Below are 14101 nucleotides of genomic sequence, written 5' to 3'. Positions count from 1 at the left end.
CCCCTATCTTAACTGTTTTATGTTCTTTTATCAGAATCAGCTATCACCACATCTTTAAATAAAAAACATCTCTCTAGTATCTGAGGACGACAATACCATTCTTCAGCAGAATCATCTATTAATTTCCATTCACCTTCAATTTCAATATCCTGAACTTTTTCCCAGGTTTTATCTGATAATTCGTTATCATCTTCCCACTTAATTTGAAAATAAATCCAATGAATATCAGGGAAATTTATAGCTATTGCTATAACTCATACTACCTCTTCTATTTCTTCAAGCAGTTCTTCAACTAATTTTTATGTTTCAATAGGAATTGGGTACATTTCCTTCATACCAGCGATCATTACCTAAATAGGAATAACCTTGTAATAGCGCATCAAACGCATAGCCCAGCCTAAAATTTTTAACATAGTCTGGGCGTTTGTTTGTTGGTTTTGCAGATATTGATTACAGGCACGTTCTATACTGCGGTAGTAACCTGCAGTGCGTCCACTGTGTCCAATTTGCCTACCATGAGTAACAAGAGTTTTCAAGTAACTAAAAAATCGCAGTCCTGCATCTGGTTCGTTAACGATACTACGCAGATATGCAATTACCTTTCCTACTTCGTTAACATCAGTTTCTTGTTTAACTAAAGTTATGGCTAAATTATGTGCAAGTTGAGATTCAGTGTCTGTCAAAGATTCTCTAGTTAACATTAATACATTCCTTCTGGTGGTTCACGGTCGGTGGGGTAACGTAAAACTTCAGCAAGTTGTTGGAGTTGGGGAAGTTGCACGAGTCGGGAATATGCAGTTTTGATTTGGGTTTGAATAAATTTTTGCAGTGCTTCTCCTGTGAGAAGATGATTGTTATTAGGGGTATAGTTAGAGTAGTGTGATCGCAAATCGTCGAAATCTTGTAAAATCTTAGTTTGGGTAAGTTCTACAGTCATTGTTCCCATCCCAATGGGTTTACCACCACCAATTTTTAAAGCTATGGGATAATTAGCATCTTGTCCCAGAACAATAAATAATGTTCCTAATTCTTCAGATGTCAGGTTTTTAAATTGCAATTGAGTTGTAAAAGTGTATTCTCTAGCAGCTTGTTGAACTGGAATTCCTTGACTTTGACCTTTTTCAATAGCGCGAACTGTATGATAATAGAACTTACGTCCAGCAACTTTTTCTCTGGTGTTAAAATACGCGCTTCCGGGTTCAGGCCGGGGACGATACAACGATGGCATAAACCCTATATTAAACCCCATATTTTCGCATTTAGCATCATTAAATTTAATTAATCCTTGCCAATTTAAAGCACCAAATACTTGACTAGCAGGACATAATTCTTGTTTATTTCTACATGGTAATCTTTCACTGGGTATTTTATCTCCACATTTTGATGTAACTACTGCAAGGGTACTATTTGTAATTGCCTCATAAACTGAACGAATGCAGCCTTTAAGAGAACTTCCTTGAATTGTCAAATGTTTATCAACTCCCTGTACCATTGTCTTAATTAAAGGTACACGAGTTGCAATATCATTACCAGGAACAGCTATACCAGTAGAAACATGAAGTGAGGTTTTAACTATCAGATTTAAAAATAAGGTTCCATGCAGACGATTTTTATCAAATTTATCATGTCCAGCAGGATGTTGTAAACGTGGTCTTTCTTGTGGAAAAGAAACGAATTGATATGGTTTTGGTGTGCTCTTTACAGTATAATCATCATGGAATGGAGGTTGAGAAGGTACTGGTTTTCGTGGTTTAGGTTTTGGTATATTAGTCATTTGATTTAACCGTTAAAGCAATAAAATGAATGGTTGCTGTATCAGCATCTTGGAAATATCTTTGCTTAATTTTTATTTCTTTGGGATTGATAGGTTTATCATTTTCACCTTTAAAAACAAAACCTTTAGGAAATCTTGTTTCTTCTGGGTTGTGCCAAAAGGCATTTATATCACAAATTTCCCAGTTACCTGCTAATTTTTCAAACCCTTCTAATTTAAATTCCTGTTTACTAAGGACTAACACTTCATAACCGGACTTATGTTTTTTCCATCGCATTTCACAGAGGAAATTAAAAACCTGTCCTTCTATTTCTCCTCTCTCAGAAGGTAATTGCTGACAAATTCCACTCACAGCATGAGAGTAACGTAAAAAATAATAACTTTGAGAGTTGGAAACTTCCATAATTAAAGTGTTGACATCTTCAGATGACACTAATGTTCCATGATATACATACCCTGGTGTTAGTTCTTGAGTCATGCTTTTAAAACCTCACCCCAAACATTAACAGCGCGTGCAAATAAATCTTCGACACCAGAACTAGTGTTATTTCCCCATGTAAGTTTTACACCAATTCCTAAGTCCAGTGACTGGGCAAACCCTTCAGAATATTGTTTATCTGATTGAGGAAATCCATATTTTTGGGCTTCTTCTTTGGTTAGAAATTCTCCTGCACCCAATAAATAATTAGAGTCCCATTCCTGTGAACTTCCTATTTGACGAATCTTTCTGGTTTCCGAGTCAAATTGACATCCGGGATACTGGACAATTGCGCTATCATATTTAACTTTAACAGTACCTAAACCACGAGATTTAGCAAAGCCTAAACCAAACCAACCATCATTTAAGTCTCGCAATACTAAACCTATTAAACCTAACTGTGCAAGGGTGAAGTTTTTAAGATGTATTTTAGTTTTAAATTCTCCTGCAGTACAGACTTGATAATTAAATGGTCCAACAGCAACAGACCCAAATATTCTATCTATTGCTACTCCATTACGTTCTTCTAGTCTCAACTGTTTGATATCTACTGGATGTGCATCTTCAAAACGAATGCGACTAGCAATAGCAGTATTACCAAAAATTTGAGAAACAAAACAGGATTGTCTATATAATTCTGCGCCAGGATTAGGATGTCTATCTTCTAGCTTCTTCTTTTTTTCGGTATTTTTCCACTTTTCTAAATAAAAGTTCGGGTTATTATTTTGATTCTTTTCATCTAAGAGATGACTAGCCCAAATTTGTTGAGTATTGTCTGGTGGACGTTGTTCACTTCCTACTGTTCTAACTATACGTTCAGCATGAGCGCGAATTGCACCTTTTAAACTGCTTCCTGGTAAATAAATTGACCATCCATCCTTATAAAATGTTCTGACAAATTCCATATCAGGGTTTGTGGGATCTGCTCCTTCTCTTCCTGATTTAATTAGTATAGGTCCATCGGGAATGATGCTTAAATCTATAGTGCAATAATTGACAAGTTTTTTGTGCATGATGTTATTTTGCTCAGGTAACGTTAAGTAGTAGTTAACACTAAATTATTTAGCTGTAATTTAGATTATTGAAATACAACATTTACAGCGGCAAATAACTTATCTAGTTCTTGGATTGTGTAATAAGTGCTATGTCTGGTAAAGATTTCACGTTCTAGTTTTCCAAATTGCTAACGAGCACCATTAGAAACAATACCAAAAATAATTATTTGATATTCTCCATTTAATCTTTGAGCAGCAATCATTTCTGCTAAACATTGCGCCCAACCTGCTTCAAAGTGATCTTGTTTAGCTTGAAGTAAGATAAAGTTAGTTTGTCAAAAATAACTTTACCTAAAGGGGAACGTTTAGCCTGAATATATTCAGGGAATCCTGATAATTTTTCATCATAGTTTAAGTATTCATGACTAGATAAAACAAAATGTTGGTGGTAGGTTTTCCAAACTTATTTGAGAACGCGATAAATAAGATTTTCACAGATAACAAATTCTGAGTTATCAACAACAGCATGCCGAATCATTAGTTCCAAGTCTTCGCGGAAATAGTCAGAAATAGTAAAGGTAATTTCGCTGATGAAATTGGCTTCTGTATAAATAACTTGAAATGCTTTGAGGACTTCACAGATGGTTTTGTAATTACTGAAAGCCATTCTTTACTTCCTCAAGATACTGTTTTAGGTGGTAGAGTGTGTTACGACAGAAAGTTACTAAAAATAGCGAAAATTTTTATTTTTGCCGTAACGCACGGAGATAATGGTGCGTTTGGCTCCGCTATAACTCACCCTACGGAAGAATTAAGGTGTAGTTTGGTTTGTAGCTTTTTGAGGGATTTGCTTGTTTAAATAGTCAATTAATTGATTTACCCATTCATCTTTATATTCTGCCGCATCTTCATAAGCAGTTTCATCTGCCATAACTAATTTTTGAAGATACTGCAAGAGAAATTGAGGGTTATCTTCAACATCAACCCAGCGCATTTTGTCTATCTCTAGTTTAACCACTCCTAAACCGCGAGAACGTCCACCACCCAGGGCAATTTGTTCTATTTTAAATTGATGTAAAGCAATCATTAGTAGTCCTAATTCCCAATCTTCAGCATTTTCTACCACTGCACGGAACTCAAATTGTGTCCCTGCTGGTACTACTTGGAAGTCGTAGAGTTGACCATCTACTGCGGTTTCGGTGTCTCTGTCAATTGATACTCCGTCTCGTTCTTGATATTGTCCAAACCAGGTGTCAGGTAGTACGATTAAATCGCGTACTTGGAATTTACTTGCTATCCAAGGTGAACCAAATAGACGAGAGGTTAAATCTGTTTCATTAATAATTTTATCTGTGAGTAACTGATCTTCTTTTGCAGCACGTTCTTCTTCTGGATATCCTTCTAGTTCTTTATCAACCTCTTTTTTAATACCATTTTCTCCATTCATACGGTCCTTAGTAATTGACCATTCACTTTCTATTGCTGGGTTAGCTGCGAATTTATCATCAATTCCTCTCAGGAAACTTTCAAGACGGGATCTTAATGCTCCTTTGAAGCTAGAACCTGGTATTAATGGTTGTCCTAATGCATCTTTGATGACGGGTAAATCTCTTCCAATAGGTTCAGTGGAACATCGTGCACTAATTCTTAATGCGGTGATTGTTGTTAGTATTCCTGTGATTTCTAGGCGATTTTTGAATATGTCAAACATAGTTTTATAATTTAATTATGTTGTTTCTTTACCCTGTATATATTTGTGAGGTCCATAATGTCGTAGTATCAAAACTCCCTTAGCCACTTTGCAACTGACTCTAAACTGTTTTCCTACATAAAAATGGTCAACTCCTTATCCTTCTGGTATAAAGATATCAACAGGAATTCGTTGATTCTAAAGGAAATTATTCACTATTTTTGCTGTGACTTGTCCCTGTGGAGTGTCAGTAGCAATTAAAAAATGCATATCTTGATTGCCTTTACTGAATTGCTCATCATATAATCCATAATATAATCCATAAATGCCATTCAAATCAGCACTCATTTCTGGTATTCCTACCATATCACTATTATTTAACTTCTTCTCCAGTCTATTTGCCAAAGGCATAATAATTTGGGAAAAAATATGAGAAGAATCTGAAGTTTTTTCAATTTCTGCTTGAGTCCAGTTAGCTGTTTCATTCAAATCTAAAATCCATTTCTTAGGATCTTCATCTTCTATTTCATTAGTTAGCAAACTAGTTCCTACGGTAAAAATTACAAGACGATGCATATTTACTCCTTGGTTTGGTGTGGCCTATTAAGTTTAAGAATTTTACTTAAACTTTCCTTCTCCAACTAAAGCAGTATGTTTTCTAGCAAGATAGCCTAAGTATAGCTGTACGAGCTTAAGATGGATTTCTTTTGTAAGCTCTTTCTGATTATTCGCATTATCAACATAGTTATTTAAGGGATTATTCTTAGGGATGGATTTTCTAATATATTTAACAATAGTGTTTGCATCTTCTATCAATTGCTCAATTTGAAGAACAAGTGCTGTAGCAAAAAGTTCATTACCAATTCTCTTACTCCAAATGGGACTTGCTCCACTTTTACCAATCTGACATTGGATGAAAAGTTTAATACTTGCAATCGAAGCACTAGGACTAACTGCATTAGACAAAACATTTCTAAAAGGAGACTTTTTATCTTCATTACCAATAGAAAATTTTTCAGCTATTGTATTGATTCTGTCAATAATATCATCTATTTGTTCTCCCATTGCTTTTTGAATTCTAAACTCTAGTTGTTGTCTCGAAAATGAATCTAAATTATCTCGCATATTAAACCAATTCCTCTCTCATGACTAAATGAAAATTATTACAAACTTCAACTTGACCGAAACCTTCATAAGTTCTTTCTCCAATTCCTTTTAACTCTAGCTTAGCTAAAGCTGCATACCATTTCTTTGGTTGAGAGGTACTAAATAAGTAAACAGAACCTTTATTAGTTACTAACTCCACATCTTTCATTAATCCCCAAGCAGAATTCCAACCAGAACGATATTCATAACTACTATAAGCTGCTTCCAGTTTTAATGATTCATCATCAACATTTGTAAATTGTTTTAACATTTGTGGAGAAATAACAGTTGTACGTTGCCATCTTTCAGTTAAAATTGCATCTGCTTGTAAATCTAAAGTGAAATAATTACGGTTCTCCGATAAGTTTTGACGTGGTTTACCAAAAACTGACCACTTATCTTTCCACCGAGTATCAAGTTTATGAGTAAATACCTGAATTTTTTTTTTAATTGCTTTGGTGGTTTTATCTCCAATTCCTACAATTATAGATTTAATCTTAACTTTTCCTAACCCGCGTGAAGTTGAACCTCCTAAACGGAAATTCAGGGAATTATTATCAATGAATTCCCAGAGTAAATTTGATAAATTATCTGGAACAATAATAGATGATCTATAACTTACAGGCTTTGGATTTTTACCCCCTAATTCTGATTCGTTTAGAACTTCAATACTATATGAAATTCCCTCTTCTGAGGTAGCACGTCTTCTATTTATTCCCACCTTAGTTAATAAACGTTTTTGCGACGAGAGTTTATAGTATTTGTCGTCAAGTACAGTATAGAAAGTAATTCCTGGAGAATCTACCCTACCTCCATCAATGGGACAATTGGGTTCGTATGCGTAACCATAGAAATCTGCACACAAACGGTCAAAAAGGGTATCAAAAACACCATTACACTTCTCATCTTTTTTAGAGGATGTTTTAAAACCTGGAGTTGTCTTTGAACTTAAAGCAGTAGTGGGTAGTATTTTTACTTCTTCTTCAATTCTAAAACTATCTTTTTTCGTTTTGCGAATATTAGGATAAGCATTTTGAAAAATAGCTGGTTCATCACCTAAAAACAAAGCCTGAAAATCACCACCATTTTGACTTAAATCACTAAACTGTTGACCCGATTGTTTTAAAATTTCACTAGCAATCGCCCCACGAATCACACTACCAGGAATATAATCTTCACATTCACTGACAGAACCTCCCGGTTTTTTTCGAGAAATTGCTAAAGGAGATAAGACTTTAATTTCTAATTCAATTCGTTTCACTTCATCTCTCCTTTTGCTAAAAACTGCCAAATTTCTTTTAAATTCATATTTATCAATTCATTATTTAACTCACCTAATTTCCAATGCAACCAACCTAAACCAGCAGATTTACTACCACCTAAAGCATAAATTTGTTTCAACCCTGCAAAAATTAAAACCTTTGCATAATCTGGTCGTTCTGGTGTCAAAGTTGGTTGAATATGTATCTGTCCCTGAAATTTAAGTTCTGCATTTGCAGGTGAGGTTTCTAAAAAATAAAGTTTCTTTTCTTCTCCGGTACGACGACGACGGTTGATAGTTAGACCCGGACGGATAATTTCTGGTAAATTTTCTGGGTCTTCTGTACAGATCAAATCATCAAAAATCACCCGCGAAGGTAAAATCGGATCACCAAAGACTTGACTGATTAAACAGTGATATGTGTGTTCATATCCAGGTATTTCGTATTCATTACGTTGAAATTTTGCAGGTGCATTATCTCTACGAATAACCATTTTTTCTGCATTGGGAGATTCAGAAATTGCCCATTTTAACCCCCGCAGTAGTTTTTCGCATTCATGGCGCACTCGTCCTTTAATTTGTGAACCAGGAATTAGTAAATTATTTTCTGCGTTGCGGACAATGGGTTTATCTGCTAAAGAGCCAGAAGAACCTCCCACACCTACACATAAAGCTGAATCAATTATGGCAGTAATTGTGTAAGGTTCAACCTTTCTATTAGCATTGTTTTCTAATAAGTTCTTAAGTTGTATCATGGGTTAATTTCCTGTTGTGATGCTTGTTGAGATTTGATATCAGAAAATTTGATTAAATGGAATAAATCTACCATTTCTCGCCAGATAGTTTCATATATTTCTTCTTCAAGATTCCACATCCAAGGTGCAATATTACCTTTATTAGTTTTAGCTGTACACCATGTATCTTCAAAGTTTGCCTTAAGTGTATCTTGTCCTTTATTAAGTCGATTACGAAAATAGTAATAATTTAAACTTGCAGTTCGTCTACCTCGTTCTAGGAAGCTACGGATTTGATAAAGTTGCGATTTTGGAAATTCAGCTTTCTGCAGTGCTTGAAGAGATATTAAAAATTTATCTAATTCAGGTAGGGTATAGGGTGCAGCATAAAGTTTAAGTTTATCAAAGGTTAAAGTCTGTTTGCGAAGTTCTCCAATACTTGATGAAATCATGGTTACTGATTTCATGGTGAAAAAATCAACTGTACCCCCATAATAACTGATTTGTTTATTTGTTAAAAAATCAGTATACTTTAATATTTTAGCATATTTCTTTGCAGATTTTAATAGTTGTGTGACCAATTCTTCTGCATAGTAAATTGGGGTGTTATAAGCTGTAATTAATACGCCAGTTGACATACTTAATTGACATTGATAATGTTCTGGTATGGTTTTAGAAAAACGATGGAACTTGTTAGGATGAAGTAATTTTTCTTGTACTTTGTATTCGCCTTTAATTTCTACTCCTGAGATTGGAACTTCATCCAAAAGAATGTTTTCAAATTGTTCACCAATCATTTTAGCAATTTGTAAAGCTTTATCAGCAGGGACTATTAATAAAATGTCATCACCCCCAATAGTGATAATTTCAAATGGATGAACTAAATCGCCATCTTTAATTTTCGATTGTGGTTCACTAATACCTTTGATTTTCCGAGGCTGGAGATTGTAGGCTAAAGCTTGATAAACAGCATATTTTGTGGCATTTTCAATATCTTGACTAAATTGTTGATACTCTTCGGGAGTACGGATATTTTGAATAAAACCGCTCATATTATTACCATCTGCATATATATAAGCAACATAGCCATTGCTTACTCTGCTTAATTGTGTTAAAGATTGGGGGATTTTAATTTCTTTTTTCTGATTGTGGTTATTTCCATAATATGCCTGATACTGTTCTGAATTTTGGACCAGAAAATCCTCGAATTTATCAAGCCAACTATCAATGATTCCAGCTTCCCACTTGAGTCCCGTATCTTGATAGTATTTATACCATTCTGGTGTTTCAGAAATTCCAGTTTTTGCTCTGTCACCTACTCGTCTTTTACGGATTAAAGTTTCAGATAGATAAGGTTGACCAGTAAGTTCATTTATATGAGCGATTGCAGAACGCTTTCCTGTTTCATCTCTTCTTAAATAAGGATGTGTTTCAAACATTGCTGGATAACGACGAGTAGGACGATTTTCACTTTCATTCCCACTACGACGCTGATTAAAACGAATTACTAGTTTTGTAGTCAATTCATTAAAACTTTTATGTTTTTTAAATGTGTTTTCAATTTTTGATAAATCATCAATTTTCCCGAAATATGCCTCAATAATAGTATTTTGATACTCTTTTTGATATTTTTCCAACCAAAATGTTTCTGCAATATTATCTTGGAGTAAACCTAAACGAGTTTCTATTACTCTAAAAGTTTCTCCAACAGCACAAGAATTAGCGGTTAAAGTCTCTTCTGTATAACGTTTTTCTATAGCATTTGCTAAATCATCTACAAAGGCAGCAGGGCAAAAGGCAAGGATATTCCCACCAGTTGAGTAAATAATCAGTTCGGGAATTAAAGCATCTGTTAAATTAGGTTCATTAGGGAAACTTGCATTCAGCCACTTTTTGGTTTGACCACATTGGATAGTATAGTTGTGACGGTCTGACTTGGGAATTACATTAAAGAAAGCAGGTAAGTCAATTAAGTTGATTCTATCTAAAAGTCCGGAAGCACCACGAATATCAGGAAGTTTAGATTCTTCAAATACATATTGTTTAATCTTGGTTGCACCACCATAAACTAAACCAATTTTAGATTTCCACAAAATACAGTGCTTTTCAGTTAATTCTCTTAAAGAATCTAAGGTCTTGGGGAAATTTTCAGGCTTATCTAGTTTTTCCAACTCTCTCACTGCATCGACTAAAGAAGATACTTTTTTCGGTACTTCTCGCTCATTATTCTCATGATTTAAAGCCTCCCGCATTTGTTGTAAAACAGAAATATCAAACTGGGGTTGACGTTCATTACCCCAAGCCAAACACCAGGCGATCGCAATACTAACAGAATTCATGTTATCCATTTTTAAACTCACTTCAAACTAACCCCACCAAAACCCGTGCCAAAACCTGCACCATCGGACGAGAGGAAACATCCTCACCCCGTGCTAGGTAATGAACAGTACCAGTTAACAAAGGTGACTTCGTAACAATTTTATCGTCCTTACCATGATAATCACTATCAAGATTAGCAATGATAGGTGTATTCAAATCCCGCCAAAAATCTTCCCAGAGAAGAACGTCATCCTTGCCCCTATCCCCAGCTAAAATCACAGCATGAGTAGCTTCACCCACCATCACCCGATTTTCTTCAGTAATTTTCCGACTTATATCAATAATATTGAGTGGTGTACTAGCACACCGCACCCAACCAGCTGCTTTTTGGGCAAACTCAGCGGTGAATTTGGCTTTATACTCATCCTTCAGTCGTCTGGCTAAATTAGAATCACGCCTTGCAGAATCAGAAAACCAAGGGCCTTCACCATCAGGAAAAGCCGTAATCACATCAGGATAGGGTGGGCCTTCAATAGTGCTGATAGCTTGCTTTAAACCTTCACGCAGACATAATTTACCAGACTGTAGGTGACCACAAAGTACAACCTTGAGAATGGGCTTATTCTCGTGTGGTTCATCCGTTTCAATCAGTTCGCCTATCTTGTATGCTGGAGTTTGGGAAACCTCTATGATGAAGGTCTTGTATCCTGGTCTGCCAATCTTGGGGTCAAAAATAGCGAGGGTACCATAAAAATGAGATATCTTATCTGCAATCAGATAACTAACTGCCACAGATGCTGGCCCATAAATCTTTAACGATTTTCCTCCAGAAAGTTCACCTAATGCGACCATCTTCTCTAAACGTACCACTGCATCCTTAATTACTTGGTCGCCATTAGCAGGTTTCCCAAACCTAACTTTCAAAACATCGCTTTCTAGATTAAGGTGATACGTTGCCATAGAACTTATTAGGAGCTGTAACTATCTGTTTGATCAATCAAATATCAATCAATTAATTATCTCAGTTTATAAGCAAGGTTGTGTGTGATAGAAATCACATATTTACCCACTTGTTAAAAGAACTGATCTCTCCGTGAATATGTGCTAATTTATGTGCCGACACAAAAGCTACAGGGATAGATATAGGCCCATTAATCCTCAAGAATTGTCCCCCAGCGAATTCTCCCGACTGCACCATTTCTTCCAAACGTGGGGTAGTATCCTGAACAATTTGGTCATTTTGGGTAGGTTCGCCAAAATTAATCCGTAAAATTCCTTCTTTAAACTCGATTGTGTAAGTAGTCACGGCTTTTATCTCCAACCAATGACTACATCATACATGGCACTGGAAGCAGCCTATTCCAAGATATTCTATTCTGGAAGAAAGTGACAGTGTTCGCGTAGTGTCTCGTAAAGCCCTGCGGTTATAGCTGCGCTTACTGTGTTTGGTAGCGTTGCGTAGCAAAGAGAATAGAGGAGTGAGAGATGGGAAAGAAGGTTGAGTTCCAGAAAAATTAATAACAGAATTCAGGAGTCACGAGTTACGAGTCAGAATGTTTGAGGAATGGGTTAATTATCAAATAGGTATTTTTGGCCTTAGCCTGAAATACCGGACTGCTGATGGCTGTTCGCGTAGCCTGCTGTTAGGCATTAGCTGAATGCTTACTTCAAATGGAATTAACTAGGAGTTAACATCAGCTTTAGTCTATATTACCCATCCTTATACCCATCAATTCCGCTTCAGTTACCAACTATACAAAATTGTTGCTCGATTATTTTGAACCTAATTGCTCTTGACAGGTAACGTACCAAATTTTACGCTAATAAAAGCATGATTTTTGGTAGACCTAGAGCGGGGTGAAAAACCCCATGGATCTGCCAAATCGCCATAACCTAGATGATAATTGAATAGTTTCAACGTTTTATTAGTTTAAGTTGGCAGATGACCCGATAGGGTAGCGTGGCGTAAGTCATAGCTTGAAATGAGGTTTTTGAGAGGTCTCCCAAAATCCTGTCTAGAGTGTGTTCGTAGACTCGGTTTTAGATGGTGGGGTTTCTCAATCAATAATCCCCGTAAGGGGACTGAAACCATATCGAGATGATAGCTTATGACCATGGAGGATGTTTCTCAACCAATAATCCCTGCAAGGGGATAAAAGTTAGATAATATCTTTCAATATAAAAAGGACTGACGGAACTGGCATACTGGCATATTAGTAAGGTGCATCAGACCTATACAGCAGATTGCAGATCAATGAGGTAGAGAATCTAAATTGAAACCTAGACAGTAAGAGAGTTTTACCCCTGACTCCTGACTCCTGCTGTAAATTGGTTAGTTATGAACAGATATTGGACATCTGACATACCCTGCAAGAGACATCGAAGCTCACTGAACATAATCACTAATCCCCGTCAGGGGACGGAAATCGAGTAAAATATTCAACATCATTTATGTAGCATCCCACAATGCCAAGAACCGCTACATCCACCAGGCGCAAAACCCAAAACCAAGCAAACACCCCTCTATCCTGGGCAGATGATACGGAATTAGTTGGTTTAGTCTTTGACCTAGAAGCAACCAGCACAACTTCCCTTTACTCCCAATACACCATTGGACTTCACGCTTGGTTTCTCGACCAAGTACGCCAATTAAATCCCAAGCTTTCGGCCTATCTCCATGATAGTGAATCAGAAAAACCCTTCAACATTTCCGCCCTCGAAGGTCAATTACTTCCCAGTGGGAAACAACTGCAAATACAAGCAAACCAAACATACCGCTGGCACGTTAACGCCATTTCCCAACCAGTAGTTCAGTTCTTGAGTCAATGGTTAACCCAATTACCACTGACTCTAGAATTAAGAGACGCACCATTGCAAATCAAACAGGTGCATATTGCCCATCCAGCTACTACCTACACTCAACTGCTAAACTCACTTATAAGTAAATATTCTGATATCAGTTTTAACTTTGTCTCCCCTACTAGCTTTCGTCGCAAAGGTCATCATTTACCCCTTCCAGTTCCCATAAATCTTTTCCACAGCTACCTCCGACGCTGGAATGACTTTTCAGGAACGCCTGTAGAACAAGACGCCTTTCTAGAATGGATAGATGAAAATGTCATCATCCACCAGCACCGCTTAGAGTCAGTGAAAGTAGCAGCAGGTAAAAGGGGTTCAGTAACTGGATTCACCGGGGTAATGTCCTGTGGTTTGAGTAAACCAGCTTTAGCTAACACTGAATTTACCCAATTATTTTATGCTTTAGTCCAACTGGCTCCCTACTGCGGAACAGGTCATAAAACCACCTTTGGACTAGGACAAACTCGCTTCTACTGGGTAGAACCAGAACAAACAACACCTTCTAGGGTATTAACAAACCTGCTGGGAGAACGCATTGATGAATTAACAGCAATATTCACAGCACAACGCAAACGTACAGGGGGAGAACGTACTGACAAAATTGCTTCGACCTGGGCTACGATTTTAGCACGGCGAGAAATGGGGGAATCGTTGCAGGTCATAGCGCAAGATTTAGAGATGCCTTATATCACCGTTAAAACTTATGTCAAATTAGCTCGTCGGGCGCTTAAAGATCCCATGTCAAAGTCATAAGGGAACACAAAAAAACAAATTACCACAAATTTTAGTGTGGGTTAGCGCAGCATAAGCCACCATTATTTTTTGTACTTTGCAGACAAGTTGAT

13 protein-coding genes and 1 pseudogene are annotated in these 14101 nt (G+C 36.6%); 1 reads left to right on the top strand and 13 read right to left on the bottom strand.

What is annotated here, in order from left to right; translation table 11 throughout:
- Positions 1-350: 350 nt before the first annotated feature.
- The 13 genes and pseudogenes from AAZO_RS11390 to AAZO_RS11330 form a co-directional block, all read right to left on the bottom strand.
- Entirely contained in the window at positions 351-683 is a 333-nt protein-coding gene (locus AAZO_RS11390; protein ID WP_187289646.1) for a hypothetical protein, read from the bottom strand.
- 17 nt (positions 684-700) lie between these two features.
- On the bottom strand, positions 701-1774 hold the full coding sequence (locus AAZO_RS11385) for an RAMP superfamily CRISPR-associated protein (protein ID WP_013191349.1): 1074 nt from the start codon (positions 1772-1774) through the stop codon (positions 701-703).
- Positions 1767-2252 (bottom strand): hypothetical protein, encoded by a 486-nt coding sequence (locus AAZO_RS11380; protein WP_013191348.1) that lies wholly within the window; start codon positions 2250-2252, stop codon positions 1767-1769. The genes AAZO_RS11385 and AAZO_RS11380 overlap by 8 nt, the downstream gene beginning before the upstream one ends.
- Positions 2249-3265, bottom strand: coding sequence for an RAMP superfamily CRISPR-associated protein (locus AAZO_RS11375; RefSeq protein ID WP_013191347.1), 1017 nt, complete (start codon positions 3263-3265; stop codon positions 2249-2251). The genes AAZO_RS11380 and AAZO_RS11375 overlap by 4 nt, the downstream gene beginning before the upstream one ends.
- A gap of 65 nt (positions 3266-3330) precedes the next feature.
- Positions 3331-3914 (bottom strand): annotated as a pseudogene (locus tag AAZO_RS11370) (hypothetical protein).
- A gap of 144 nt (positions 3915-4058) precedes the next feature.
- Positions 4059-4958, bottom strand: a complete 900-nt coding sequence (csx7, locus tag AAZO_RS11365) for a type III CRISPR-associated RAMP protein Csx7 (RefSeq protein ID WP_013191346.1) — start codon at positions 4956-4958, stop codon at positions 4059-4061.
- Between the two features lie 177 nt (positions 4959-5135).
- Positions 5136-5513: a hypothetical protein gene (locus AAZO_RS11360; RefSeq protein ID WP_049790683.1), complete on the bottom strand. Its 378-nt coding sequence runs from the start codon at positions 5511-5513 to the stop codon at positions 5136-5138.
- A gap of 42 nt (positions 5514-5555) precedes the next feature.
- The gene (locus AAZO_RS11355) at positions 5556-6062 is read right to left on the bottom strand and encodes a hypothetical protein (RefSeq protein WP_013191345.1); all 507 of its coding nucleotides are present in this window, start codon (positions 6060-6062) and stop codon (positions 5556-5558) included.
- Between the two features lies 1 nt (position 6063).
- The gene (gene csx10, locus AAZO_RS11350) at positions 6064-7344 is read right to left on the bottom strand and encodes a type III-D CRISPR-associated RAMP protein Csx10 (RefSeq protein WP_013191344.1); all 1281 of its coding nucleotides are present in this window, start codon (positions 7342-7344) and stop codon (positions 6064-6066) included.
- Complete coding sequence (locus AAZO_RS11345; RefSeq protein WP_013191343.1) at positions 7341-8099, bottom strand: RAMP superfamily CRISPR-associated protein; 759 nt, start codon at positions 8097-8099, stop codon at positions 7341-7343. The genes csx10 and AAZO_RS11345 overlap by 4 nt, the downstream gene beginning before the upstream one ends.
- On the bottom strand, positions 8096-10426 hold the full coding sequence (cas10, locus tag AAZO_RS11340) for a type III-B CRISPR-associated protein Cas10/Cmr2 (RefSeq protein WP_013191342.1): 2331 nt from the start codon (positions 10424-10426) through the stop codon (positions 8096-8098). The genes AAZO_RS11345 and cas10 overlap by 4 nt, the downstream gene beginning before the upstream one ends.
- 13 nt (positions 10427-10439) lie before the next feature.
- Positions 10440-11357: a hypothetical protein gene (locus AAZO_RS11335; protein WP_013191341.1), complete on the bottom strand. Its 918-nt coding sequence runs from the start codon at positions 11355-11357 to the stop codon at positions 10440-10442.
- 94 nt (positions 11358-11451) lie between these two features.
- Positions 11452-11703: a hypothetical protein gene (locus AAZO_RS11330; protein WP_013191340.1), complete on the bottom strand. Its 252-nt coding sequence runs from the start codon at positions 11701-11703 to the stop codon at positions 11452-11454.
- A 1160-nt stretch (positions 11704-12863) separates the two neighbouring features.
- Here AAZO_RS11330 and cas6 point away from each other — a divergent pair.
- Positions 12864-14009: a CRISPR-associated endoribonuclease Cas6 gene (cas6, locus tag AAZO_RS11325; RefSeq protein ID WP_013191339.1), complete on the top strand. Its 1146-nt coding sequence runs from the start codon at positions 12864-12866 to the stop codon at positions 14007-14009.
- Positions 14010-14101: the final 92 nt, after the last annotated feature.

Origin of the sequence: 'Nostoc azollae' 0708, from assembly GCF_000196515.1 — a bacterium.
Classification (GTDB): Bacteria; Cyanobacteriota; Cyanobacteriia; order Cyanobacteriales; family Nostocaceae; genus Trichormus_B; species Trichormus_B azollae.
Note: the sequence above shows the minus strand (reverse complement) of the source record. Positions and strands in the feature narration are given on the sequence as shown.